The 24,882-nt window shown below is 64.3% G+C and carries 20 protein-coding genes; 8 read left to right on the top strand and 12 right to left on the bottom strand.

Features of this window, described 5'->3' with window-relative positions; genetic code table 11:
* Positions 1 to 57: 57 nt before the first annotated feature.
* Positions 58 to 1,302 carry a YcaO-like family protein gene (locus G6N73_RS28790; RefSeq protein WP_165033406.1) on the bottom strand — a complete coding sequence of 415 codons (1,245 nt, stop codon included), beginning with the start codon at positions 1,300 to 1,302 and terminating at the stop codon, positions 58 to 60.
* Between the two features lie 91 nt (positions 1,303 to 1,393).
* Here G6N73_RS28790 and G6N73_RS28795 point away from each other — a divergent pair, with 91 nt between their 5' ends.
* Positions 1,394 to 3,853: an adenylate/guanylate cyclase domain-containing protein gene (locus G6N73_RS28795; protein WP_165033407.1), complete on the top strand. Its 2,460-nt coding sequence runs from the start codon at positions 1,394 to 1,396 to the stop codon at positions 3,851 to 3,853.
* A 104-nt stretch (positions 3,854 to 3,957) separates the two neighbouring features.
* Here the strand turns inward: G6N73_RS28795 and G6N73_RS28800 are convergent, their stop codons facing one another.
* Positions 3,958 to 5,388: an aminotransferase-like domain-containing protein gene (locus G6N73_RS28800; protein ID WP_165033408.1), complete on the bottom strand. Its 1,431-nt coding sequence runs from the start codon at positions 5,386 to 5,388 to the stop codon at positions 3,958 to 3,960.
* A gap of 87 nt (positions 5,389 to 5,475) precedes the next feature.
* Between G6N73_RS28800 and G6N73_RS28805 the strand changes: the two genes are divergently transcribed.
* Entirely contained in the window at positions 5,476 to 6,339 is an 864-nt protein-coding gene (locus G6N73_RS28805) for a DMT family transporter (protein WP_165033409.1), read from the top strand.
* Between the two features lie 118 nt (positions 6,340 to 6,457).
* Here the strand turns inward: G6N73_RS28805 and G6N73_RS28810 are convergent, their stop codons facing one another.
* Entirely contained in the window at positions 6,458 to 6,907 is a 450-nt protein-coding gene (locus G6N73_RS28810) for a GatB/YqeY domain-containing protein (RefSeq protein ID WP_008835718.1), read from the bottom strand.
* 296 nt (positions 6,908 to 7,203) lie between these two features.
* On the opposite strand from G6N73_RS28810, the gene carA reads away from it, so the two are divergent.
* Together carA and G6N73_RS38405 are read left to right on the top strand one after the other, a co-directional pair.
* The gene (carA, locus tag G6N73_RS28815; RefSeq protein WP_165033410.1) at positions 7,204 to 8,406 is read left to right on the top strand and encodes a glutamine-hydrolyzing carbamoyl-phosphate synthase small subunit; all 1,203 of its coding nucleotides are present in this window, start codon (positions 7,204 to 7,206) and stop codon (positions 8,404 to 8,406) included.
* Positions 8,407 to 8,518: 112 nt separating this feature from the next.
* Entirely contained in the window at positions 8,519 to 9,319 is an 801-nt protein-coding gene (locus tag G6N73_RS38405; RefSeq protein WP_165033411.1) for an SH3 domain-containing protein, read from the top strand.
* 41 nt (positions 9,320 to 9,360) lie between these two features.
* On the opposite strand, the gene G6N73_RS28825 is transcribed toward G6N73_RS38405, so the two are convergent.
* The 6 genes from G6N73_RS28825 to G6N73_RS28850 form a co-directional block, all read right to left on the bottom strand.
* Complete coding sequence (locus tag G6N73_RS28825; RefSeq protein WP_165033412.1) at positions 9,361 to 9,852, bottom strand: Gmad2 immunoglobulin-like domain-containing protein; 492 nt, start codon at positions 9,850 to 9,852, stop codon at positions 9,361 to 9,363.
* 293 nt (positions 9,853 to 10,145) lie between these two features.
* A complete protein-coding gene (gene ypfJ, locus G6N73_RS28830; RefSeq protein WP_165033413.1) occupies positions 10,146 to 11,054 on the bottom strand; it encodes a KPN_02809 family neutral zinc metallopeptidase in 909 nt (302 codons plus the stop codon).
* 119 nt (positions 11,055 to 11,173) lie between these two features.
* Positions 11,174 to 13,882 (bottom strand): bifunctional diguanylate cyclase/phosphodiesterase, encoded by a 2,709-nt coding sequence (locus G6N73_RS28835; protein ID WP_425484157.1) that lies wholly within the window; start codon positions 13,880 to 13,882, stop codon positions 11,174 to 11,176.
* 121 nt (positions 13,883 to 14,003) lie between these two features.
* A complete protein-coding gene (locus tag G6N73_RS28840) occupies positions 14,004 to 15,185 on the bottom strand; it encodes an MFS transporter (protein WP_165033414.1) in 1,182 nt (393 codons plus the stop codon).
* A gap of 191 nt (positions 15,186 to 15,376) precedes the next feature.
* A complete protein-coding gene (locus tag G6N73_RS28845) occupies positions 15,377 to 15,757 on the bottom strand; it encodes a VOC family protein (RefSeq protein WP_165033415.1) in 381 nt (126 codons plus the stop codon).
* Between the two features lie 26 nt (positions 15,758 to 15,783).
* A complete protein-coding gene (locus G6N73_RS28850) occupies positions 15,784 to 16,401 on the bottom strand; it encodes a TetR/AcrR family transcriptional regulator (protein WP_165033416.1) in 618 nt (205 codons plus the stop codon).
* 247 nt (positions 16,402 to 16,648) lie between these two features.
* Between G6N73_RS28850 and G6N73_RS28855 the strand changes: the two genes are divergently transcribed.
* A complete protein-coding gene (locus G6N73_RS28855) occupies positions 16,649 to 16,990 on the top strand; it encodes an ArsR/SmtB family transcription factor (RefSeq protein ID WP_165033417.1) in 342 nt (113 codons plus the stop codon).
* A 75-nt stretch (positions 16,991 to 17,065) separates the two neighbouring features.
* On the top strand, positions 17,066 to 17,725 hold the full coding sequence (locus tag G6N73_RS28860; protein WP_165033418.1) for a dihydrofolate reductase family protein: 660 nt from the start codon (positions 17,066 to 17,068) through the stop codon (positions 17,723 to 17,725).
* Positions 17,726 to 17,751: 26 nt separating this feature from the next.
* On the opposite strand, the gene G6N73_RS28865 is transcribed toward G6N73_RS28860, so the two are convergent.
* A complete protein-coding gene (locus G6N73_RS28865; RefSeq protein ID WP_246252661.1) occupies positions 17,752 to 18,333 on the bottom strand; it encodes a TetR/AcrR family transcriptional regulator in 582 nt (193 codons plus the stop codon).
* Between the two features lie 142 nt (positions 18,334 to 18,475).
* Here G6N73_RS28865 and G6N73_RS28870 point away from each other — a divergent pair, with 142 nt between their 5' ends.
* Positions 18,476 to 19,486, top strand: a complete 1,011-nt coding sequence (locus tag G6N73_RS28870) for an NADP-dependent oxidoreductase (RefSeq protein ID WP_165033419.1) — start codon at positions 18,476 to 18,478, stop codon at positions 19,484 to 19,486.
* 189 nt (positions 19,487 to 19,675) lie between these two features.
* On the opposite strand, the gene G6N73_RS28875 is transcribed toward G6N73_RS28870, so the two are convergent.
* Together G6N73_RS28875 and G6N73_RS28880 are read right to left on the bottom strand one after the other, a co-directional pair.
* Positions 19,676 to 19,969, bottom strand: a complete 294-nt coding sequence (locus G6N73_RS28875) for a hypothetical protein (RefSeq protein WP_165033420.1) — start codon at positions 19,967 to 19,969, stop codon at positions 19,676 to 19,678.
* Positions 19,970 to 20,154: 185 nt separating this feature from the next.
* Positions 20,155 to 20,766: a hypothetical protein gene (locus tag G6N73_RS28880; protein WP_165033421.1), complete on the bottom strand. Its 612-nt coding sequence runs from the start codon at positions 20,764 to 20,766 to the stop codon at positions 20,155 to 20,157.
* Between the two features lie 223 nt (positions 20,767 to 20,989).
* Between G6N73_RS28880 and carB the strand changes: the two genes are divergently transcribed.
* Positions 20,990 to 24,472 (top strand): carbamoyl-phosphate synthase large subunit, encoded by a 3,483-nt coding sequence (gene carB / locus G6N73_RS28885; protein ID WP_165033422.1) that lies wholly within the window; start codon positions 20,990 to 20,992, stop codon positions 24,470 to 24,472.
* Positions 24,473 to 24,882: the final 410 nt, after the last annotated feature.

The following is a 24,882-nucleotide window of genomic DNA, read 5'->3' on the forward strand; positions in this document are numbered from 1 at the left end:
ACTAAGGCATATCAGCTCACGGCAGCCGCTTGCGCTGTCGTTAACGCGCTGCACGCCTCAGATCACCAGCCAGGGCTCGCCCGCCCATTGCGCGGCCGGCGCAAGATCGCGCGGGTCGGCGTCGAGCAGCCGGCTGCGCGCGAAGCGCGGCTTGTAATGGCAGAGCGCGGTCGACAGCGCCCGGAACACCGGCACGCCAATCGCCGGCCGGGTCATGTCGGCGAAGCAGAGGTCGACATTGCGGCGCGCGCAGGCGTCGAGCAGGGCCGACAGGCCGGAGCGTTGGCCAGGGGCAGCTTTCAGAAGCGTGCCGGACGGAACGCCGGGAGTAGCGTCGAGCGGCGGCGTCGAAGTCCGCGCCGTCCGTAGCCAATACGCCCACGAGCCCGCCGCATCGCCGAGCGCGCGGGCGGCACTGAGTGAAACCTCCATCTGCAGCATTTCGGTCAGCGCCGAGATCGCCGCCAGGTGCGGATCGAGCCGCGCCGCGAAGCCGAGCGCGATGTCGCAGCCATTCGGCTCGGCCGACATCGCGGCGATAACCGGAATGTCAAGGTCGGTGGTAATGTCGAACAGAAAGCTCCGCCGCTCGCGACCGGCGAGCCAGCCCGTCAACTCGGCCGCGCCTTCTATTGCCGCGATGTCGATCGGAGCGCGCCGGCGTCGCCCGTACCACCACCTTGCCGTGGCGTCCCGTTCCACCAGTTCGAGCACGGCGGCGGTCTTCGCGGTTTCCGCGTCCTCTCCCGCCGCGCAGCCATTGCTGTCGCCGATCGCCGCCGCTTGGCTGTCGCCCACCTCCCGCAGCCCGATGAACACGAAATCGGTCGGCGCGAATTTGGCCGCGCCGCCGAATGCATCCTCGACCTCGATCCAGTCGATCGGCGTGCCGTCGGCGAGCGGAGCCGGCCGCCAGTCGAAACTGGAGTGGGCTGCATTCCATGCTTCGCGCTCCTCGACCTGGCTCCGGTCGAAACCGTTCAGCGCTTCCGGCGGCAGCGCGGCAGCGCCTATTTCCTTCAAGCTTGCCGCCACCAGCCGCTCGTCGCCCCAGGCGCAGCAGCTCGCAAGCTCCACCGCTTCGCCGACCGAGCTTGCCCGGCATTGCGGCGCGTCGAGGCCGCGTCCGGAGGCCATCCTGCCCGCCTCGGGCAGGGCTGCGCCCGGAAAACCCGGCATTTGTCTCAAGCGTTTGCCCGGTATTGCCACCGCGAAATGCGCTGGGCCGCCGCCATTCGGCAGTTCGATCACGTCAAAAAGAGCCATCGCTTCGGGAACCCTGTCGGTTTCCTTGTTCGGCATCGTCGCTTTCCCCTTCGACAGCATCGATACTTCGACGTAACCTGTAGTTCGCGCGGGGTCATCTGTCTTGTCGGCAAGGCGGCGACAATTGGTGGAATTGGAGCAAAAAATCCTCAAGGCGATTCTGGTCGCCGATCTGCAGCAATATACTAGGCTGATCGCGGCCGACGAAGCCGATACGCTGGAATATGTCGCGCAATGCTTCCAGTTGTTCCAGGAGCATTGCGAACCCTTCGGCGCCGAGTTCGTGAAGACCACCGGCGACGGCGTCCTCATCCTGTTCGACAGCGCGTCGAGCGCGGTCGATTATGCGATGAGCGTCCAGGAGCGGATCGGCGCCCTGGAACAGGAGCGTCCCGGCCACGGAAAATTCCGCATCGGACTTCACATAGGCGAGGTTCGCCGCAGGGGCCAGGACGTGTACGGCCACGCCGTCAACATGGCGACGCGCGTAGAGGCCAAGGCGCTGCCCGGCGGCGTATGCGTCACGCAGGACGTCTATCGGGCTAGCCGCGACACCACGCGTTACGGCTTCCGCTTTGCCGGTCGCCCGGCTCTGAAGCATATGCCCGAGCCCGTTTCGCTCTACCATGTGACGGCCGCGGCTGCCGCCCCGGCGGATAAGGCCGCCTCGCAGCTGACGATCTCCGTCATTGACGGCTTTGCGCTGGTGGGCGACGACGGCGAACCCGTTGACCTGCGATCGCACGAAGCGCAGGCGCTGATCGGCCACCTCGCTCTGTCCAGCCAGTACCAGGCGCATCAGGATCGCCTGGCCACGCTGCTCTGGCCCGACAGGAACCTGGCCGACTCGCGCCGCAGGCTTGCGGCCCGCCTGCAGCTCGTCGAGAAGGCCATTACGCGAGGCTCGACGAAACGGCTGCTTCGCCGCGGCGGCATCGTCGGACTGAACCCCGCGCTGATCGCGGTCGACCTCGTCCGGCTCTTCGAGGATGTCGATGAGGGCCGGGTCGATGACTTGCTGCTCTACCGGCCGGACTGCACGGAATCCGTGCTGCTCGGCTTCGACGACGTGAGCAGCCTGTTCAGCGCCTGGCTGAGCGTCACGCGCCACAACCGTCATGACGGCCTGATCGAGGCGCTGCAGGTCATGCTGGATCGGTTCGAGGTCACCGAGCAGACGCTACGGCGCGCGGCGACCGCCCTTCTGATCCTCGAGCCTAGCCATGAACGCGCCGCGCAGCAGTTGATCCGGCACTATCTCGCTGCCGGCAATGTGGCATCCGCGATGCGCGTCTATCAGGGTCTGCGCAGTGTCCTGCTTGAAAAGTTCGACATCGCCCCCAGTGACGAGACCACGGCGCTCATCCAGCGCCTCTCAGGCGTCGCGCCGAGCAGCGAGGAGCCGGCCAAGGCGCCTCGGCCGGGAGCGCGAACCGCCAGCATCGCCATCGGTAAATTTCAAGCGTATGGCGAAGGCGTCGGTGCGGTAGCCTCTGGCTTCCGGTCCGAACTCGTCGCGGTCCTGTCGAAATTCCGCGAATGGACGGTCATCGAGGCCGATGATGGCGCGGAAATGAACGCGATGCTGGAATACAGCCTGACCGCCGAATGCGTCGGAGACCACGACCAGGTCAAGATGTATGTGACGCTGGCCGAGCCGAGCACGCGCGGGATCGTCTGGAGCGATTCCTTCGATCTGGCGCTCGCCAGCTGGACGAGCACCCAGAAGCGTCTGGTCGCGAAAATCGCCTCCACGCTGGAAGTCTACCTTTCCCACCATCGCCTGTCGCGCGTCCTGCCCGACCCCCTGCGCGATCTCGGAGCATATGATTGCTGGCTGCGCGGCGAGCATTTGCTCACGCACTGGTCGGTAGAAACCGAGGACGAAGCCGAACGACTGTTCGAGAAGGCGATTGCTAATGATCCGGGCTTCGCACCGGCGCATGCGAGCCTCGCCAGCGTCTACAATTCGCGCCAGTTCATCCGTCCGGGCATTTCACGCGACGAGGAGACGACGCGCCTGGCTCTGAAACTGGCGCTCCGCGCCGTCGAGATCGACCCGCTCGATGCGCGCAATCATCTGGTCGTCGCCTGGTCGACGGCGATGGCGCTGCGCTTCGAGCAGTCCGAGCTGCATTTCACGCTTGCCGCCGAACTCAATCCGAACAGTCCGAAAACTCTGGTTTCGGCTGCGGTAGGCCTCGCCTTCATGGGGCGAACCGACCAGGCGCGGGAACTGCTCGATCACGCGACCTCGCTCACTACCCGCTTCCTGGATTATCAGTGGTGCTACATCGCCACCACGCGCTATTTCCTCGGCGACATGGAAGGCGTGGTGGAGGCCGCCGGGCGCTCCAACGATGTGATCGCCGATGCACCCGGTTGGAAGGCGGCGGCGCTGCTGCAGCTTGGCCGCAAGGAAGAAGCGCGCGCCGCACTCCTCGATCTGCGCGCCGCCGTCACCCCGATCTGGCAAGGCCGGAACCCTCCGGAAATGACGGATCTCCTGGAATGGTTCTTGGCCGCCTTCCCGATCAGGCGCGAGGAAGACAAAGCCGAACTCGCGCGCCTGCGCGAGCTGATTTGACGGGAAGACTTGAAGCCGAATTCTTTCCGCGTGCGCGCCTTTCCTGGCACGGAAGCATTCGGTCCGAATGCGGCAGAGGCGGACGTTGCGCCGCGGGCTCTCGCTTACGAGCCGGATTTGCGGGCGCGATCCAGGGACCGCCGCAATACCTCGAATATGCGGTCGTCCATCGTTTGAGAAACGTTGAAACGCATAAAATTGCCAGAGGACTGCGACACACTGAATGCATTCCCCGGCGCCAGAACCACGTTTTCGGCAACCGCCGCCCGGGCAAGGTCTGCTGCATCGACATCACCGGGAAGACGGCACCACAGCAACATGCCTGCCTCCGGCATCAGCCAGGGTTCAATCCCGATGGCTTTCAACTTTGCCGCAACATTGGACATGGCGCTGCCGAGACGACTACGCAAACTCTCCATATGCTTTCGGTAGCGGCCATCGCTCAGGACGGCCAGAACCAGCTCGGCGCCCAGCCGCCCGCCGCCGAACGAGGTGGCGATCTTCAGATCGATGAGCCCTTCGATCCATTCCGGGCGCGCGGCCACGAACCCGCATCGCACCGACGCGGAAATCGTCTTGGAGAAGCTGCCGATCAGGACGACGCGGTCGAGCCCGTCGAAAGCCGCGAGACGCGGCGCAGGCAAACGCTCGAAGTCGGCGAAAAGATCGTCTTCGATAATGGTCAGCCCGAATTGATCCGCGAGCTTGAGCACCTTGTGAGCCACAACCGGGGATAGGGTCGCGCCGGTCGGATTGTGGATTGCGGAGTTCGTGATGTAGAGCCGCGGACGATGCTCGTTGAGCGCCTGTCCAAATAGCTCTATGTCCGGGCCGCAGCGCGTATAGGGCACGCTGACGATCTTGGCGCGGTGGGCGCGAAGCAGGGCCTGGAAGTTGAAGTAGCAAGGATCGTCGACGAGCACGGTGTCGCCGGGCTCGAGCAGGAAACGACACACGAGGTCCAATGCCTGCGTGCCGGATTCCGTCAGCATGATCTGATCGGGCGACGACTCAATGCCTCGCTCGGCCATGCGCCGTGCCAGGAATTGGCGCAGTGCCGGCAGACCCAAAGGGGAGCAGTAGTCGGCAAGCACAGCGCCGTCGGCGCGCGAGAGCGAGCGAAGCGCCCTCCTGATGCTGTCCTCCGGCAGCCATGACGGCGGAAGCCAGCCGCAGCCGGGCTTCAAGACGCCGTCGCTTGATTCCAGAGACTGTCGCGAGACCCAGAAGGGGTCGACGGCGCGGTCGACCTTGGGGCCGATCTCGGAGAGCGACAGCGGAGCTGCCTGGCTGGCAACGTAGAATCCAGAGCCTGGCCGTGAGTGAATCGTTCCCTCCGCAACCAGCCGCTCGTAAGCATCCACCACGGTTGAAGGCGAAACCTTCAGCGCCGAGGCGGATTTCCGGATCGAAGGCAGTCTTGCGCCCGGCGTCAGGCTGCGTCCGGCAATGCGCTGACGGATCGTGGCCATGACCATATCGACACGGGTGCCTCCTGCCGCGTGTTCGTTCATCCGTACTGCCCCTTCCAGCATAACAGTTCGGCTAAATTGTACCGAACCGTTACTGGCTGCGCCAGCCGCCGGAGCAGATAAGGGGCCGGCAAATCGAAGGGTCGGGGCATGGACAGGACAGCGGCAGGGTGGATCAACGGCTTCATCGGCGTGCTGATCTTCAGCGGCTCCCTGCCGGCGACGCGGCTTGCGGTTATGGAACTGGACCCCGTGTTTCTCACCGTCGCGCGCGCCGCCATCGCCGGCCTCCTGGCAGTCCTCCTCCTGCTTGCGTTCAAGGAGAAGCGCCCGGCTCGCCGTGACTTTGTTCCACTGATGATCGTCGCATTGGGCGTTGTCGTGGGTTTTCCGCTCCTTACCGCGCTTGCGCTCCAATACATCACTTCGGCGCATTCCATCGTTTTTATCGGATTGCTGCCGCTGGCGACGGCAATCTTTGGCGTGATACGCGGCGGCGAACATCCCCGTCCGGCTTTCTGGATTTTCTCGCTGCTGGGCAGTTCGCTGGTGGTTGGCTTCGCGCTGATGCAGGGCCTTTCCGCCTCGCCCTTGGGTGACGCCTTGATGCTTGCCGCCATCATTGCCTGCGGGCTTGGCTATGCCGAAGGCGCAAAATTGTCGCGCTCGTTAGGAGGTTGGCAGGTCATCTCGTGGGCACTCGTCCTGTCGCTGCCTGTCATGATGCCGCTCACGTGGTTTCTGATACCGCCTTCACTTGCGGGTGTGGGTACGCCGACCTGGATCAGTCTTGCTTACGTTTCCTTGTTCAGCATGCTTATCGGCTTCGTGTTCTGGTATCGCGGGCTGGCGCAGGGCGGCATCGCTGCCGTGGGGCAGTTGCAGTTGCTTCAACCGTTCTTTGGTCTCGCTTTGGCGGCGACGCTGCTGCATGAACCCGTAAGCGGGCTCATGCTCGCGGTCACCGTCGGCGTTATCCTGTGCGTGGCCGGGGCACGGAAGTTCGCAAGATAGCGGTCAAATTGGCGGCTTCCATCCGGAACGATGCTTCGATCAGTTGGACCGGAAGCGCAAAAAAGCCGACCCTTGCGGGCCGGCTTCACATGACCATCAACTGGCCGTCGGCTCTCGCCTACTGCAGCATCGTCTTGACGATGCCGCTGGCCTTGCCGAAGTCCATCTTGCCCGGGAATTTTTCCTTGAGCGCGTTCATGCAGCGGCCCATGTCGCGCAGGCCGTCGGCGCCGACCTCGTGAATGACCTGCTGGCAGGCCTGCTTCACGGCGTCCTCGCCGAGTTGCTTGGGCATGAAGCCGCGTATGATTGCGATCTCGTCGCGCTCCTGCGCCGCGAGTTCCAGCCTGTTGCCTTCCTCGAAGGCCTTGGCCGATTCCTCGCGCTGCTTCACCATCTTGGCCAGGATCTGCATGATCTCCTCGTCGCTGACGGGATCCTTGCCCGCGCCGCGATTGGCGATGTCGCGATCCTGGATTGCCGCATTGATCAGGCGCAGCGTCGACGTCGAACGCTTGTCCTGGGCTTTCAGCGACGATTTGAGTGCCTGGGCGATTTGCTCGCGCATGGCGGAATCTCCTTTACCGGCGAGCGACAATAACGCCCGCGACCGATCAACGCAAACGCAATGTGAACCGCCAAGTTCCTGTTTTCCAAAGGAAATTATTTGGCTTCACCGCGTCCGCGATCATTGACCGGTCGGGCTGCTTCGCTTATTGTCCGCGCCTTGCATGAACTGTTTTGCTGTGCACGGGGGTTTGCCAAATTCGTGGCATCCCGTGCTTTTCGTTGCGCCATATGGCCCTTATCGGGCCGTTTTTCAAGGGCGCAGCCTGCCTGACCTGATCGACACGGAGCACCGCCATGGCCGCCGCCACCGCCCCCTGGGCAACCGAAACGCCGACCGCCCTCCTGGTGCTCGCCGACGGCACCGTCATCGAAGGGCACGGGCTCGGCGCCACGGGCAGCGCCGTCGCCGAAGTGTGCTTCAACACGGCGCTTACCGGCTACCAGGAAATCCTCACCGACCCCTCCTACGCCGGCCAGATCGTCACCTTCACTTTCCCGCACATCGGCAATATCGGCGCTAATGAGGAGGACATCGAGGACCTGAGCCCGGCGGCGCGCGCCGGCGCTGTCGGCGCCGTGTTCAAGGCAGACGTCACCAATCCGTCGAGCTACCGCGCCTCCGGCCATCTCGACCAGTGGCTGAAGCGCCGCGGCGTCATCGCCATCTCGGGCATCGACACGCGCGCGCTGACCGCGCTGATCCGCGAGAAGGGGGCGCCCAACGCCGTCATTGCGCATGCGCCCGACGGCAGGTTCGACATCGACGACCTGAAGGCCAGGGCGAAGGCGTGGACCGGCCTTGTCGGTCTCGATCTGGCAAAAGAAGTCACCTCCGGCCAGTCCTCCGTCTGGCGCGAAACGCCCTGGGTCTGGGATGAAGGCTATGGCGAGCAGGCCGAGCCTTCCATGCACGTCGTCGCCATAGATTACGGCATCAAACGCAACATTCTAAGGCTGCTTGCCGGCCTCGGCGCCAAGGTCACCGTGGTGCCGGCAAGGACCGGCGCCGACGAGATCCTCGCCATGAAGCCGGACGGCGTCTTTCTCTCCAACGGTCCCGGCGACCCGGCCGCCACCGGCGAATACGCCGTGCCGGTGATCAAGGATCTGCTGAAGACCGAACTGCCGGTATTCGGCATTTGCCTCGGCCACCAGATGCTGGCGCTGGCGCTCGGCGGCACGACCGAAAAGATGCATCAGGGTCATCATGGCGCGAACCACCCGGTGAAGGACCACACCACCGGCAAGGTCGAGATAGTCTCGATGAACCACGGCTTCTCGGTCGATTCGAAGTCGCTGCCAAAGGGCGTCGAGGAGACGCATATTTCGCTGTTCGACGGCTCCAATTGCGGCATCTCGCTCGCTGGCAAGCCGGTGTTCTCGGTGCAGCACCACCCGGAGGCCTCGCCCGGCCCGCAGGATTCGCACTACCTGTTCCGCCGCTTCGCCAATCTGATCCGCGAGCGGAAGGGCGAACCGGCGCTGGCCGAACGCTGAGCGGTGCCGAAACCCCGCACCCTTTCAAGGGGATAGGCACAATTCTGACCCGAACTGGCCACATTTGCAGGTCATGATTCAGTGGGCAGGGGGCTTGCGTAGAGGGTTCAGTGTGAAAAATTTCCGTAAACTCGGCGCCGCCGGCGTACCGAAACGGCTGTTTCGGGCGCGCCTGGATTGGCGCAGGGCCCGCAGAATGGCGGGCATCGCCGCCGCCGTGTCCTCCGTGGTTGCGGCCGGCACTTTGAGCGCAATGTTCGTCGACCACCTTGCCGAACGCGCCGTGATGCGCGCCGCTGCGGAAGCCCCCGCCGTCGCGCGCGAGGCCGTCAGGGTTGCCGCGGCTGACAAGGCTGAGGCAGCGCTCGCGGCGGCAAAGGCCGCTCCAAAACCTGCCTCGCCGCTTAAGAGCGACGCCGTTGAAGCCAAGGCCGTGCCTGTCGGCCTGAAAGCCGCCGCGCCAGCGCAGCGCGCGATAGCCGCGTTGAAATCGACAGCGACGTCCGCGCCGAAATTCCCCGGCCAGGAAAACGCGCCGTCAGCCGCGCCCACAATGGCTTATGCCGAACAAGGCGACGCAGCCGAACGCCAGTTCGACAGCTCGGCATCGGAAAACGGCGATACAACCGATGAAACCGCCACCGCCGCAATCGCTACTGTCCCCCTTCCAGCTTCCGCCCCCTTCCCCGAGCCCCGCGACGAGAAAGCCGGTGAAGCGGAAGAGGCTGTGGGGCGCGAGGCGCGCGTGACCAAATACGTCAATCTGCGCGCGGGCCCCAATGACGAGTCCAAGGTCGTCGCCGTGGTGCCGGCCAAGGCGTCGGTTAGCGTGCTCGACTGCAAGGCGTGGTGCGAAGTCGTGTTCGACGGCAAGAAGGGCTGGATCTACAAGCGCTTCATCCGCGAATCCTGACGGGCCGACCCGAGGGGGATTCCATCCACGGCAAAGGCCTCTCACGCACCGATCGGCACTTTCAGTTGCTGGCCGGGGAAGATGAGGTTCGGGTTGTCGATCACCAGCGGGTTGGCGCGCACGATGCGCTGGAACTGGGCCGTGCTGCCATAGTGCTCCTCGGAGATCTTCGACAGCGTGTCGCCCGGCTTCACCACATGGATGCGGAAGCCGATATAGTTCGCGACGATCCGCGGACCGTAGATCACCGGCACGATCACCTTGTTGATCTCCGAACCGTCCTGCGCACTCTCCTCGAACACCTCGACGAACAGCCGGTCGAGCTGGAAGGCAGCCGCGCCGATCGCCGCCTGGACCTGGAACTGGCCGTGTTCGCCGGTGCCGCCGCCGACATTGAAGAAGCCGGTGCGCTCGTCGTGCCCGTCATGGACGCGCCAGTTGAGCGTCGCTTCAAAACCCTGGCCGATGCCGGCAATGAGCACGGGATCGCCGACGAGGTCGAACGGTTTCGGCTGCTGGATTCCATTGGGCATGGCGGCGTGCTCCTTGCGGGATTGCGGGAGCGTAAGCATGCACGGGCTGGGCGGCGATGTCGGTGATGCAGATCACATTGGGCGAAGAAAAAAGGGCGTTGGCGAAGGAGGTAGCGGTCTTCCCTTTTCCCCGTTCACGGTGAGAAGGTGTCACGAAGTGACGGATGAGGGGCGGAGCCAGCATTGGACAGTTCGTGCCGCCACTCACCTTCCTCCTGGGCGAAGTCGAATGGGCGGCATCCTCCGCGTAAGAACGGGGAGAAGAGAGCAGCTTCGCGTCGTGCCTCAAAACCTCAAATCGGGTTGTTGAACGTGTCGCAATCCGCCAGCCTGCCGCTCTGGAAGCCGCGATTGAACCAGGTCGCGCGCTGCTCCGAGGTGCCGTGATTGAAGCTCTCGGGCACGACATAGCCCTGCGTACGGCGCTGCAGCGTATCGTCGCCGATCTGCGTGGCGGCGTTCAGCGCCTCCTCGAGATCGCCCTCTTCAAGCAGACCCTTCTGGTCGGTAAAATGCCCCCATATGCCGGCGAAGCAGTCAGCCTGCAATTCCACCCGCGTCGACATCTGGTTGGCCTCCGCCTGGCTCATCGATTGCCGCATCTGGTTGAACTTCGGCAGGATGCCGGTCAGGTTCTGGATGTGGTGGCCGACCTCGTGCGCCAGCACGTAGGCCTGCGCGAAGTCGCCGGCGGCGTCGAACTGGCGCTCGAGCTGGTCATAGAAGGCTAGGTCGATATAGACCTTGCTGTCGCCCGGACAGTAGAACGGGCCAGAAGCCGCTGAGGCGAAGCCGCAGGCCGAGCGCACCTGTCCCGAAAACAGCACCAGCGTCGGCTCGGTATAGTCGAGCCCCTCCGCCTGGAAGATGCCGTTCCACACATCCTCGGTTTCGGCGAGCACCGTCGAGACGAACTGGGTCATCTCGTCGCTCGCCTGGGTGTTTGTCTGGGTGATCTGCCCGCCACCGCCCGCCGGGCCTCCCCCTTCGGTCAGCATTTCGAGGGGGTCGATGCCGCAGGCCCGCAGCGCGAAAAACAGAATGACCAGGATGATGATGCCCGAAATGCCGCCGCCGCCGACTCCCCGGCCCATCGGCAGGCGAATGCCGCCGCCGCGCCCCAGTCCACCGCCGCCGAACCCACCGCCCTGGCCGCGCGCGTCCTGGACATTCTCGCTCTGCCGACGGCCTCTCCAGCGCATGGCGCGTTCCTCATCGATTTGAACCGGCCCCGGCGCGAATGCCGCCAGCGACCTTCAACCGATAACTAGCCCAACGGTTGCAGCCTGTCACAGCTTTTTCGATGTCAGGTCACCTGAATCTAGGACGCGGCGCGGCGCTTGCGCTGCCGTATAAACGCCTTGAGCTCGGCGGCGCTCATGGCGCGCCCGAGCGCGAAACCCTGCAGCATGTCGCAGCCGATCTCCTTGAGGATACGCGCATGCTGCATCGTCTCGACGCCCTCGGCCACCACCTCGATGCCGAGCGATTTGCCGATTTCCACGATCGATTCCACCAGGCTTCTCTGCTTGGGCGATTCGACGATCGGCATGACGAGCTGGCGGTCAATCTTCAGGCGGCGCGGCTGGAGCTTGAGCAGGCTGACGATCGAGGCGTAGCCGGTGCCGAAATCGTCGATCTCGATGTCGATGCCGAGTTCCTTGATCTGATTGACGTTCCAGGCGACCACCTCGTCACCGTCGTCGAGAAAGATCGATTCGACGAGCTCGAACGACACTGTGCCTGGACGGATGTTCAGATTGCGCAGGCTTTTGATCAGTTCCTCGTCCTGGAGCCGCCGCGCCGAGACATTGACGGAGACACGCGGCACGATGAGGCCTGACTTGGTCCAATCCTCGAAATCCACGAGCGCCTGCTCTAGGATCACACGGTCGATCGTCGAGACGACGTTCAGTTCCTCGGCAATCCTGATGAACGATTCCGGCGTCAGCATCCCTTCCGCCGGGTGCCGCCATCGCGCCAGCGCCTCGACGCCGGCGATCTCGAGCGTTCTTGCGTCGAACTGCGGCTGGTAGTAGGCGATGAACTCGCTGCGTTCCAGGCCGCCCAATATCTCGTCGGCCACCCGCTTGGCGGTGACGATCTCGGCCTGCAGCGCTTCGGTGAAGAATTCGTGCCGGTTGCGGCCGCGGCTCTTGGCCCGGTAGAGCGCGATGTCGGCATTGACCAGCAGGCGCTTCGGATCGATGTTTTCGCCGGTTTCGGCGGCAATGCCTATGCTGACGCCGAACCGGCATTGATGGCCCTCATAGGAGACCGGCTGGCGCATCTGGCTGGTGATGCGGTCGGCGAGCACGGCCAGATCGTCCGAGCCGGACTCGGACGTGCACACCACCACAAACTCGTCGCCGCCGATGCGCGCCACGAAATCCTGCGACCGTACATTCGCTTTCAGAACCTTCGACGCATGTACCAGCATGGCGTCGCCGGCTGCGTGGCCGAGAGTGTCGTTGATTTGCTTGAAGCGGTCGAGATCAATGTGCAGTAGCGCGGCGTAACCGCCGCTGCGTGCGCAGGCCGCCGTATAGTGCTCGAGTATCTCGTCGAGATAGCGCCGGTTGGGCAGGCCGGTGAGCGAATCATGCAGAGCATTGTGCTCGATGCGAGCCTTGGCGGCCTCGAGTTCCGCATATCGGGTCTCCGCCAGATCCTTCGCCCGCTCCAGTTCCCTGTTGAGCATCACATCGGCGGTCACATCCCATTCGGCGCCGACCATCCTCGGGGTCTCGTTGCCCTCCTGATAGACGATCGCGCGGGTGCGAAGATAGCGGATTTCGCCGCCGGGCAACACGATGCGGTACTCCGAGGAGTAGCGCCCGTGCGTAGCTACCGCCTTTTTGAAATCCCTCTGCGCACGCTCCAGATCATCCGGATGGATCTTGCCGACCCAGTCGTCATAGTTTCGCGGCTTGCCGTCGGCCGGTAGCCCGTACATCTCGTTGACCCTGTCGTCCCAAACATTCTGGTCCGTCTCCAGGTCATGCTCCCACACGCCGATCTGCGAGGCATCCAGCGCCAGTTCGAGCCGCTGCGACAGCCGCCTGAGCTGCATCTCGCGGCGGCGCGAATCGCGGTAGTGCTTCCGGCGCTCCTCGATAAGCCGCCCGGAGATCACGATCGGCACGATCACCAAAGCGCCGGCCACGAATACCAGGGCGCGCAGCAGCCAGGCGTTCGGAGGCGTCGCGTTCCAGCCGCTTTTCGGAATAGCAGCGATCTGCCATGAGCCCGAAGGCAATTGCACGCTGGCCGTCACCGGATGGCTTTCCATCACTTCCGGATCGCCATAGAACCGGTCGCCTGTCTTGCCGAGCGCGTCATGTCCGATCAGCGCCACCTCGATCGGCAGCGCCGGATCTGTGAGGCCGCTGTCGCGGTAGAGCCGTTCGACATCCACCACCGCCGAAACGATGCCCCAGAATTTCTCGCCGCCGCCCTCGGCGGGCGTGAAAACCGGAAACCTGCCGATAAATCCCTGCCCGCCCTGGCGCAGATCCACTGGCCCAGCCAGCACCAGTTCGCCGGTATCGCGCGCCCTCAGCGCCGCCGCGCGCTGCCGGTCGACTTTGCGGTAATCGAGGCCGATAACTCGCTCATTGCCCTCCATCGGATACATCAGCGAGACGACGAGGTCTGGCGCGGCGGCAATGTTCCTGAGTTGGCTTTGCTCGCGAAACAGGTTTTCGGCCAGTGCTGCGAAGCGCGCCTGGTCCATCTCCGGTTCGGTGGTGATGGTTGCGACCAGGCCGCGCACAAGCTGGAGATTGCCGTTGATGTTGCCTTCGAGCTTGGCCCGGATCAAATTGACGTCGGCCAGAACATCGGCCCGGCTCGCCTGTTCATGCACCAATCGGTTCTGACGTTCGGCGTAAATGCCGCCAATGATGATGACAACCACGGCTATCGCCGTCGGGATATTCGTCCATGCAAGGACGATCCCGCGCGCCTGGGCAAAATTGAAGCCGTAGAATTTCAACACCGCAGCCTGTCGGAAATCCCGTATTCGCACCGGTTTTCCCGGCATATTAGCTCAGACTGCTTAACTTTGACTTTCGATGGGCATCGATTGGCGATGAACCTCAGCCGCGCTGCTTGTCGCCCACGCTCCTGCCGTCGGAACTCTTCGGCCTCTACTCCGCTGCTGGCGCGGCGGCGATACGCCGCGATCTCCCGCTCGCCATCAGCACCGCCAGCGCCAGCAACGGAAAGGCGGCGGCGACGAGGCCGAGGTCGGACGGCGCGGCGAATTCCAGCACTCGCCCGCCGACGACTGTCCCGGCGGCGATGCCGAAATAGAGCGCCGAGGCGTTGAGCGACAGCGTCAGATGCGCGACCTCGGGCGCAAAGCCGACGATGCGGCTCGCCTGCGCCGGCGGAAACGACCAGCCGATCGTGCCCCACAGGCCCATCAGCGCGATCAGCGCCGGCCCGGAGATCGCAGGCGGCAGGAATTTGAGCACGAGCGCAATAACGACGCTCACGGCGGCGGACGTCAGCAGCGCCAGGACGACCACCCGTGTCGCCCCGATGCGGTCTGCCAGATAGCCGCTGGCGAGATTGCCGATCACCGCGCCAATGCCGAAGGCGAGCAGCATGCCCGGTATGGCGAGCGCCGGCAGGCCGGCGCCCTCGACGGTCAGCGGCGCGATATAGGAAATGATGGCGAAGCCGCCGGTGAGGTAGAGAAACGTCACCGAGAGCGACGGAAATATTCCGGGCCTGCCTACCGCGGCAAACCGCTCGCCAAGCGTCAGGCGCGCGCCGCGCATTCCGTGCGGCAGCCGCACCCACAGGATAATCGCGCAGGCGAGGCCGAGCAGCGCGATTGCCACGAAAGTGCCGCGCCAGCCCCACATCGTGGCGATCAGCGAGCCCGCGGGCGCCCCGAGCGCGACCGCGAAAGTTGTGCCGCCGACCACCACTGCTATGGCGCGTGCGCGGTGCTCCGGCCCGGCCAGCGCCACGGCCGTCGCCTGCGCCGTCGCGGCGAACAGGCCGGCCGACATGCCCATCAATATCTGCGCGGCCAGCAACCCGGAGAAGGACGAACTGGTCGCCGCGACGGCATTGCCGGCGACGAAGGCAAGCATGGCAACCGCCAGCACGCGCCGCCTGTCGATCTCACCGGCCAGCGCTGACAGCACCGGCGCGCCGATGGCGTAGGCGAGTGAGAATGCGGTGATGAGATAGCCGGCATGCGGAACCGAAACGCCGGCGTCGGCGGCGATCGCCGGCAGCAGGCTGGAGAAGACGAAGCCCACCGTGCTCATCGCGAACGATCCCACGGCCAGCCATATCAGACGCTTGTCCACGACCCTCTCCTTAGTTCAAAATTTCTTGAACTATTGAACCTGTCGTCGCGCCATGTCAATCTACTGCCACAAGCCTCCTGCCACGCTCATGTCCGGAACCGGTAGCGTCTCAGTTTGAATTTCGGCGCACGACCCCAAGCGGACTCTTGCTTCGGTGCGGTCCTTAGCTCATGCGAGTGCCCGCTCAGGCGCTATTTTGTGCAGGCAACGCCGATCAAATGGCCTTCGGGGTCCTCGAACTTGCCGACCACGAGATTTCCGCTCGGCGACCTAACCGGCCCCAGACGGCGTGTCCCGCCGAGGCTCTCCGCGTTGCGAAGCGCGGTTTCGACATCGTCGACGCCAACATAGAATGTCACATGGCCGTCATAGCCCTCGCCCCCGGCAACGCCGCCGGGGATCCCACCGCCGTTCTGATCGCTATCGACGAATCCGTAGTCCGTGGGATTGGAAATCGCCTCCGATACCGGGCTACTCGTATCGAAAGTCCATCCGAACAGTTCCCCATAGTAACGTTGGAGCTTTTCCGGCTCCTTGCCTATGATCTCGAAGTGAACAACCGGCTGTCCCATGTTCGATCCTTTCCTATGCGGGGTTTTCAGTTTGCGAAACGGCGTGATCCTTCCGCGAACAGAAGCCTGAGATAGCGGCGCAGGTGGTCGAGGCTTTCGGCCGCGGCCTTCGCGCCGCCCCTGGCCTTGGCGAGAATGAAGCCCCCCTGGACGACTGCCTCCATATGCAGCGCGAGGCTTTCTGGCGTCCAATCTGCGCGCACGCCGTATTTGTCCATCGCCGCGCGAATATCGGCCTCAAGCGATCTTACGCCGGCGCCGAGGCTTCTTGCGCAGGCGGCGCTGATGTCGGGATGAGTGCGGTAAGCTTCCTGAACGATCGTGCCCGCGAAACAGGTGAAATCGGGCAAATCTCCCGTCAGGATCGCCTTGCGAAAGTCGACATAGGCGATGAGCCGGTCGCGAGGATCGGCTTCATCGTGAAAGGGCGCTCTGGCGAAGATGTCGGCCGCCCGCGCATCCCAATGCGCCGATGCCGCAAGTGCCAGGTCCTCCTTGCTCTTGAAGTGGTGGAAGAAGCTGCCCTTGGACAGCCCCGCCTCGGCGCAGACGTCTTCAATGCGCGTTGCCGCATAGCCCTTGATACGCACCACCTTGATCGTCGCGTTGAGAAACCTGGTCTTGGGGTCGTGTTGACGGTGCATCGTTCCATACCAACTGAGGGTGTAGCATACCGACTAGTAGGTATGACTTTCAAGCCCGATTCTAAGCCTGCCGATCTGTTTTGCCGAAGGAACGCGATCGCCTGCCCTGAATATGGCGCAACTCGTCCATTCAGACTGAGAAATGGAAAAGGCTGGATTCCACCCTGAGCCGAAATCAAACCGAGACACTACCCAGGAACACTGCGTCACATTGAATCGAGCCCTGAACGCCTTTACCTTTCGAACCATGATCTTGCCCCACCCCTCCGTCGACCAGATCGACCTCGCCAATGTGCTGGCTGTGCTCGGCGACCAGACGCGGCTGGCCATCGTGAAGTATCTTGCCCGTAATGAAGGCGTGCCGATGAACTGCAGCCAGTTCCTCGACTTCGGCTCCAAGACCAATCTCAGCTACCATCTGGCCAAGTTGCGCGAGGCCGGCGTGACCCGCACGGAGATTTCCGGCACCAGCCGGCTGATTTCGCTGCGCCGCGCCGAGCTCGGCCGGCGCTTTCCCGGCCTGCTCGATTCGATCATCGCCGCCGCGGCCGAGACGCCGGCGCCGCAGTTCAACGAGATTGTCGACTGATTTTTCCCCGACGCTGTCGGAACCGAGCGTCCCCCATCGTCCTTTGGGAGCATCCGACATGAAGGGAGAAATGCAATGAGGAAAATAGTTGCAGCCGCAATGGTTAGTCTCGACGGCGTCATGCAGGCGCCCGGCGGACCGCACGAAGACCCGACCGGCGGCTTCAGATATGGCGGCTGGGTCGCGCCGCATTTCGACGACAAGATGGGCGAGATCATTGGCGAGATGTTCTCGAAGCCTTTCGACCTTTTGCTCGGCCGCAAGACCTACGACATTTTCGCCGCCCACTGGCCCTATGTCGAAAAGGACGACCCGATCGGGCCGCTGTTCGACCGCGTCACCAAATTCGTCGCGACACGGAACCCGGATTTCAAGCCGACCTGGCAGAACAGCCGGACGCTCGGCCCCGATCCGGTCGCCGCGCTGAAGGAGCTGAAGCAGGAAGACGGCCCGGATCTGCTGACCCAGGGCTCCACCAATTTCCTGAAGACCTTGCTGGCGCACGGTCTGGTCGACGAGTTCAAGGTCTCGGTGTTCCCGGTCATTCTGGGCAAGGGCAAGCGGCTTTTCGGCGATGAAGCTCGGCCTATGGGCCTGAAGCTCGTCTCCGTGCAATCGTCGCCCTCCGGCATCGTCGTCACGAAATACGTGCCCGACGGCGAAGTCCGCACCGGATCGTTCGCGTCCGAGACGCCGACCGAGGCCGAGTTGGAGCGGCGCAGGAACCTGACCTGAGCCAAGGCTATCCATCGGACGCTGGACTAGCGCGGTGGATACCGTTCCAGCGTGGATGTGAATATCCGCGACAATGCCTCGATCGCCGCGGCCCGGTCTATCCGGCCGGCCGCGGCGTCGTTCGCCAGCGCCTCGGCGGCGCCCAGGAAACCGGCGAAGATCGCATTCCCCGCCACCGAAGGGACGTCGACGAGCCGTCCGAACCCTTTGCGGTATTCCGCGATGTAGCCCTCGCGCAGCGACTGGCGGAATGCGGCGGTTTCCTCGCTGGCGGCCAGAGCGTCGAAGGCAGCGCCCATTTCAGGTCCGATGTCGAGAACGCAGTTGACATAGGCCGACGCGAAAATGGCGGCGATGTCCGCCAGCGTCGCGCTGCCCGTCGCGAGCGCCTTTTCCCGCGCCGCGACCTGCCTGTCGTTGTATTCGTCGCACAAGGCCACCAGGAGTCCGGCCCGCGTGGCGAAATGTTCGTAGGCGATCGGCTTGCTCACGCCCGCTCGCTCGGCGAGATGGCCGAGCGTCAGCGCTTCGGTTCCCTCTTCCGCGATGATTTTGCGCGCCGTGTCGAGCAGTTGCTCGCGCCGCGCCGCCTTCGGCATCTTTCTCATCGCTGGTCTATCCACAACTGCTCCGCTGGTACAACCGAAACCGCCCCTTGCACTTGGAAGGCGAAAGGCCGTCTCTTATGTTACTGATAGTAAGTTACACAATGCAAGTTACCAACAGTACACTTCTATATAGGGGATTCCCATGACGATTGCAGCACGCGAAATCCATCTCAAGAGCCGGCCGGACGGACTGCCCAGCCTCGACAATTTCGAAGTGGTGAGCCGCACGCTTCCCGAGCCGGCGCCGGGGCAGATTCTTGTCCGCACGACATGGATGTCCGTCGATCCCTATATGCGCGGACGCATGCGCGACCGGCCGAGCTACATCGCGCCGTTCCAGCTCGGCCAGGCGCTGGAGGGTGCTGCGGTCGGCGTGGTCGAGCGTTCCGCCGACGAGAGGTTCAAGCCGGGCGACCTGGTCAGCCATTTTTCGGGCTGGCGCGATTACACCATCGTGGATGCATCTGCCGTCTCGAAGATCGACGCCGCGGCCGCGCCCGAACCGGCGTGGCTCGGACCGTTGGGCGTTCCGGGCTTCACGGCCTATGTCGGCCTCGGCCGCATAGGGGAGCTGAAGGCTGGGGAGACGATCTTCATCTCGGCCGGCGCCGGCGCCGTCGGCTCGATGACGGTCCAGATCGCCAAGGCGAAGGGCGCGCGCGTCATCGCCTCGGCGGGCGGCGAAGCCAAGGCAGCCTGGGTCCGCGACGAATTGGGCGCGGACGTGGTGATCAACTACAAGACCGCGGACGATCTCGCCGCCGCATTGGCAAAGGCCGCTCCGGAAGGCATCGACGTCTATTTCGACAATGTCGGCGGCGAGCATCTCGACGCCGCCTTGGCCAACGCCAAGGACCATGCGCGCTTTGTCATCTGCGGCATGATCGCCGGCTATAATGACGAGGGCGTCGCCGACGCGGCGCGCAACCTCGCCCGCATCATCATCAACCGCCTCTCGCTGCGGGGCTACATCGTTCTCGACCACTACGACCTGTTGCCGGAGTTCACCGCCGAGATGACCGGATGGATCGCCGACGGCCGCATCAAGTGGCGCGACACGGTGGTCGAGGGCCTGGACAACGCGCCCAAGGCGTTCCTCGGCCTGTTCTCGGGCGACAACATCGGCAAGATGCTGGTCAAGATCGACGGCTGACCTGTCGGGACAATCGCGGACGGTGGGGCCGCGCCCATGCGATTCAATCCAGGGAAGGGCCATGGCCGTGCAATGGCCCTTCCAGTCGCCATGGCAAGCCAACTCTATTGGATGGCGCACGCCGGATACGCAGGAAAAAAGAGACGCTCGACTCGGTTGCGCCGCACGAGACCTTGCGAGGAGCAGGGCTTAGCCTTGCTGCAAAAGTGCCTGCGCCAACTCTTCCCACTCCGCATCGAGCGTCAAGGTCGATGGCGCTGCGCCGCAGCGGCGATACCAGTATTCCGCATTCGACTGATCGCCTTCCTTGCGATGGAGATAGGCATGCACATGCATGCCCGCCGTATCATCGTGCTCCTGCGCGCGTTCGTGAGCCTTGTTCCAATCGCCTTTTGCATCCCACCACAGCGCCTGCAATGCGGCGCTCAAGCCGGCGGGCGGCTGTGGTTTCGCAATCGAATCTCTGAAGGTTTGCAGATCCATTTTTGCCGCCATTCGTGAAGGCAAGGGGCCGATGATACCAGCGCCGCCGGCCGAGCGGTAGCGTATCGGGCGATGGCCTGAATGACCGCATGGGTCGGGAGAGCCGGTTCCAAGCAATGTCGGCTTTCAGGCGTCGTCCAACCGCATTGCCGGCGCATCCGGCAGCGGGTTTACCTCTTGCCTTCCTACTGCCGCTGCTCGGTCCCTGCCCCGCTTGTGAAGCGCCACACAGCGCGCCGCATGGCCCGCCATTGCTCGCCTTCGTCGAGATTCCGCTGCTTCGGGTATCTCATGTAGAAGTAGGCGATCCCGTCGACCCTGCGCCACCAATCCGCCGGCCGCTCGACCGACAAGCTGACCCGGCGGCGTTCCTCGCCGTTCACCGGGGCCGCACCCGAAAAATCCGACTTGGCGTAAATACTGTGCAGCGCCCTGCCCTCCGTGTCGACCAGCACTGCCGCCGCGCCGAGTGTATCCTGGCCGGCCGTCTCCCCGCCGATGAACTCGAAATGGATCGTCGCCTTTCCGTCCTCGTCGACATGCAGATAGGAAAGGCCCTCTTCCCTGCTCCTGCCGTAGCGCCAGCGGAAGGACAGCCGGTCCGGCCCCTGCAGCGTCTGCACGACCTTGTTGAACGGCGGCGGCAGCGTTCCGAAGGGAACGAGATCGCCATAGGGCTTCTCGATGAGCACGATCAGCCTGTCCGGATCGTCGCGATCCGGAAAAACTATGTAGGCTGAGGCCGGCGCGACTGCCGCAAGAATCGCGACCAGCGCCGTCGTCGGCAGTAGCCACATCGGTTTTGGTCCTTTCGCCGCCGATCATCCCAGAGGCCGGCCGGCGGAGCAAGGCATGTTCCAAATGGCTGCGACCCGTTTGCAGGCCCGCATTTTCGGGGTTACGCACGCCAGAACATTTGCCTATAAGGCGCCCTTAGCCTGACTTCAGAAATCCGCAGCGCCGCCGGCCGGGCCTCCCCGTGCCGGATTTTCGCGCAGCGCCCGCCGAACGGACCCCGCTATGCCCAAACGCACCGACATCAAGTCGATCCTGATCATCGGCGCCGGCCCGATCGTCATCGGCCAGGCCTGCGAGTTCGACTATTCCGGCACCCAGGCCTGCAAGGCGCTGAAGGCGGAGGGCTACCGCATCATCCTGGTCAATTCCAATCCGGCCACCATCATGACCGACCCGGAACTGGCCGACGCCACCTATGTCGAGCCGATCACGCCCGAAGTCGTCGCCAAGATCATCGCGCGCGAGCGCCCCGACGCGCTGCTCCCAACCATGGGCGGCCAGACCGCGCTCAACACCGCGCTGTCGCTGCGCCGCATGGGCGTGCTCGACCGCTACAATGTCGAGATGATCGGCGCCGACGCGCACGCGATCGACAAGGCCGAGGACCGCTCGCTGTTCCGCGAGGCGATGGCGAAGATCGGCCTGGAGACGCCACGCTCGATGCTCGCCAATGCCTCCGCGGTGAAGGACGAGGACCGCAAGAAGCACGAGGCCGAGCGCGCCGAACTGAAGGCCAGCGGTGCGCCTGACATGGACGCCGCGCTCGACGCGCTCGAAACCACCTGGAACCTCGGCGAGGGCGACCGCAAGCAGCGCTATATCGGCCACGCGATGGCGATCGCCGCGCAGGCGCTCGACCATGTCGGCCTGCCCGCCATCATCCGCCCGTCCTTCACCATGGGCGGCACCGGCGGCGGCATCGCCTACAACCGCGCCGAATTCTTCGACATCGTCGCCTCCGGCCTCGACGCCTCCCCCACCACCGAAGTGCTGATCGAGGAATCGGTGCTCGGCTGGAAGGAATACGAGATGGAGGTCGTGCGCGACAAAGCCGACAATTGCATCATCGTCTGCTCCATCGAGAACATCGACCCGATGGGCGTGCACACAGGCGATTCCATCACCGTCGCGCCGGCGCTGACGCTCACCGACAAAGAGTACCAGACGATGCGCAACGCCTCGATCGCGGTGCTGCGCGAGATCGGCGTCGAGACCGGCGGCTCCAACGTGCAGTTCGCCGTCAACCCGGCCGACGGCCGCCTCGTCGTCATCGAGATGAACCCGCGCGTCTCGCGCTCCTCCGCCCTTGCCTCGAAGGCAACCGGCTTCCCCATCGCCAAGATCGCCGCGAAACTCGCTGTCGGCTACACGCTCGACGAGCTTGAGAACGACATCACCGGCGGCGCGACGCCTGCCTCCTTCGAGCCCTCCATCGACTATGTCGTCACGAAGATCCCGCGCTTCGCCTTCGAGAAATTCCCCGGCGCGGAGCCGGTGCTCACCACCGCCATGAAGTCGGTCGGCGAGGTGATGGCGATCGGCCGCACCTTCCAGGAGTCCCTCCAGAAGGCGCTGCGCGGCCTCGAAACCGGCCTTACCGGCCTCGACGAGATCGAGATCCCCGGCATCGGCCACGGCGACGACAAGAACGCCATCCGCGCCGCCCTCGGCACGCCGACGCCCGACCGGCTTCGGATGGTGGCGCAGGCGATCCGCATGGGAACCTCGCTGGAAGAGGTGCACGACATGTGCAAGATCGACCCGTGGTTCCTTGAGCAGATCGACGGCATCATCGCCATGGAAGCCCGCATCCGCGAGCACGGCCTGCCCGCCGACGCCGCCAATCTCAGAATGCTGAAATCCATGGGCTTCTCCGACGCCCGCCTCGCCTCATTGACCAAGACCGACCCCGAAGCGGTGCACAAGCTCCGCGAAAAGCTCGATGTCCATCCGGTCTACAAGCGCATCGACACCTGCGCTGCCGAATTCGCCTCGCCCACCGCCTACATGTATTCGACCTACGAGACGCCGTTTGCCGGCCGGCTCGCCAACGAGGCTGAGGTTTCCGACCGCAAGAAGGTCGTCATCCTTGGCGGCGGACCCAACCGTATCGGCCAGGGCATCGAGTTCGATTATTGCTGCTGCCACGCCGCCTTCGCGCTGCACGAGGCCGGCTACGAATCGATCATGATCAACTGCAACCCGGAGACGGTCTCGACTGACTACGACACCTCCGACCGCCTCTATTTCGAGCCGCTGACCGCCGAGGACGTGCTGGAGATCCTGCGCGCCGAGCAGGCCGCCGGCACGCTTCACGGCGTCATCGTCCAGTTCGGCGGCCAGACGCCGCTAAAGCTCGCCGACGCGCTGGAACAGGCCGGCATCCCGATCCTCGGCACCTCGCCCGACATGATCGACCTTGCCGAGGACCGCGACCGCTTCCAGAAGCTGCTGCACAAGCTCGGCCTGCTGCAGCCCAGGAACGGCATCGCCTGGTCGGTCGAGCAGGCCCGCACCGTCGCCGGCGAGCTCGGCTTCCCGCTGGTGGTGCGCCCCTCCTACGTGCTCGGCGGCCGCGCCATGCAGATCATCCACGACGAGACGATGCTGCAGTCCTATTTGCTCGACACCGTGCCCGGCCTGGTGCCGGAGGACATCAAGCAGAAATACCCCAACGACAAGACCGGCCAGATCAACACGCTCCTGGGCAAGAACCCGCTGCTCTTCGACACCTATCTGTCGGGCGCCATCGAGGTCGATGTCGACTGCCTCTGCGACGGCAAGGACACCTTCGTCTCCGGCATCATGGAGCACATCGAGGAGGCCGGCATCCATTCGGGCGACTCGGCCTGCTCGCTGCCGGTCCACACTTTGTCGCCCGCGCTCGTCGACGAGCTGGAGGCCCAGACGGCGGCGCTCGCCAAGGCGCTCAACGTCGGCGGGCTGATGAACGTGCAGTTCGCTATCCAGGATGGCACGATCTTCATCCTCGAAGTGAATCCCCGCGCCTCGCGCACCGTGCCTTTCGTGGCAAAGACCATCGGCAAGCCGATCGCCAAGATCGCCGCGCGCATCATGGCCGGCGCCAGCCTCGACGAGGCCTTCGCCGCCTATGGCGAAAAGCCCGACGCGCGCAACCCCGGCCACATCGCCGTCAAGGAAGCCGTTTTTCCCTTCGCCCGCTTCCCCGGGGTCGACATCCTGCTCGGCCCCGAAATGCGCTCCACCGGCGAGGTCATGGGCCTCGACTACGACTACGCGCTGGCCTTCGCCAAGGCGCAGCTCGGCGCCGGCGTCGACCTGCCGCGCTCGGGCACCCTGTTCGTCTCGGTGCGCGACGAGGACAAGCCGGGCATTCTGCCCGCCGTAAAGCGCATCGCCGGCCTCGGCTTCAAGGTGCTCGCCACCGGCGGCACCCAGCGCTTCCTGCGCGAGCAGGGCGTCGAGGCCGAGAAGATAAACAAGGTGCTGGAAGGCCGCCCGCATATCGAGGACGCGATCCGCAACCGCCAGGTCCAGCTCGTCTTCAACACCACCGACAGCCAGAAGGCGGTCTCCGACTCCAAATCGATCCGCCGCGCCACGCTGATGCAGAAGGTGCCCTACTACACCACCCTCTCCGGCGCCGCCGCCGTCGCCGAAGCCATCGCCGCGCTCAAGGCGGGCAATTTGGAAGTCCGCCCGCTGCAGGAATATTTCAACTAGGCGCCTCTTTACCTCCCCCTTGAGGGGGAGGTCGGCGCGCTTGCGCGCCGGGTGGGGGTGCTGCGGCAGTGCGCGGCGCCCACCCTCCCCCTTGCGGGGAGGGTCGATCCGCAAGGCGGATCGGGGTGGGGGTGGTTCCGCTGGGCGCGAGCATGGCGATTAGCCAATCTCCTCCCTTGAGGGGGAGATGGCCGGCAGGCCAGAGGGAGGTCGTTGACAGTTGCGCGCCAACGCCGAAGCCGCTCTCCTCTCCCCGTCACTATACGGGGAGAGGATGCCGGCAGGCAGGTGAGGGGCAGCGCCAACCTCGCCGATCTTCGCGCCGCCACCTATCCGTCACTTGTGACACCCTCTCCCCGTGAACTGGTAGAAGGAAAAGCTGCGAGGCCGATCCAGAAAGTGCCGTATTA

Source organism: Allomesorhizobium camelthorni (assembly GCF_011045125.1).
GTDB lineage: Bacteria > Pseudomonadota > Alphaproteobacteria > Rhizobiales > Rhizobiaceae > Allomesorhizobium > Allomesorhizobium camelthorni.

Bases quoted from the DNA above. Each gene is read 5' to 3' on its own strand.
- G6N73_RS28850 (WP_165033416.1), bottom strand. From the start codon at position 16,401: ATGCACCGTCAACACGACCCCAAGACCAGGTTTCTCAACGCGACGATC.
- G6N73_RS28875 (WP_165033420.1), bottom strand. From the start codon at position 19,969: ATGGATCTGCAAACCTTCAGAGATTCGATTGCGAAACCACAGCCGCCC.
- G6N73_RS28845 (WP_165033415.1), bottom strand. From the start codon at position 15,757: ATGGGACAGCCGGTTGTTCACTTCGAGATCATAGGCAAGGAGCCGGAA.
- G6N73_RS28805 (WP_165033409.1), top strand. From the start codon at position 5,476: ATGGACAGGACAGCGGCAGGGTGGATCAACGGCTTCATCGGCGTGCTG.
- G6N73_RS28860 (WP_165033418.1), top strand. From the start codon at position 17,066: ATGAGGAAAATAGTTGCAGCCGCAATGGTTAGTCTCGACGGCGTCATG.
- carB (WP_165033422.1), top strand. From the start codon at position 20,990: ATGCCCAAACGCACCGACATCAAGTCGATCCTGATCATCGGCGCCGGC.
- G6N73_RS28870 (WP_165033419.1), top strand. From the start codon at position 18,476: ATGACGATTGCAGCACGCGAAATCCATCTCAAGAGCCGGCCGGACGGA.
- G6N73_RS28810 (WP_008835718.1), bottom strand. From the start codon at position 6,907: ATGCGCGAGCAAATCGCCCAGGCACTCAAATCGTCGCTGAAAGCCCAG.
- G6N73_RS28825 (WP_165033412.1), bottom strand. From the start codon at position 9,852: ATGCCCAATGGAATCCAGCAGCCGAAACCGTTCGACCTCGTCGGCGAT.
- G6N73_RS28865 (WP_246252661.1), bottom strand. From the start codon at position 18,333: ATGAGAAAGATGCCGAAGGCGGCGCGGCGCGAGCAACTGCTCGACACG.
- ypfJ (WP_165033413.1), bottom strand. From the start codon at position 11,054: ATGCGCTGGAGAGGCCGTCGGCAGAGCGAGAATGTCCAGGACGCGCGC.
- G6N73_RS28800 (WP_165033408.1), bottom strand. From the start codon at position 5,388: ATGCTGGAAGGGGCAGTACGGATGAACGAACACGCGGCAGGAGGCACC.
- G6N73_RS28790 (WP_165033406.1), bottom strand. From the start codon at position 1,302: ATGCCGAACAAGGAAACCGACAGGGTTCCCGAAGCGATGGCTCTTTTT.
- carA (WP_165033410.1), top strand. From the start codon at position 7,204: ATGGCCGCCGCCACCGCCCCCTGGGCAACCGAAACGCCGACCGCCCTC.
- G6N73_RS28880 (WP_165033421.1), bottom strand. From the start codon at position 20,766: ATGTGGCTACTGCCGACGACGGCGCTGGTCGCGATTCTTGCGGCAGTC.
- G6N73_RS28855 (WP_165033417.1), top strand. From the start codon at position 16,649: ATGATCTTGCCCCACCCCTCCGTCGACCAGATCGACCTCGCCAATGTG.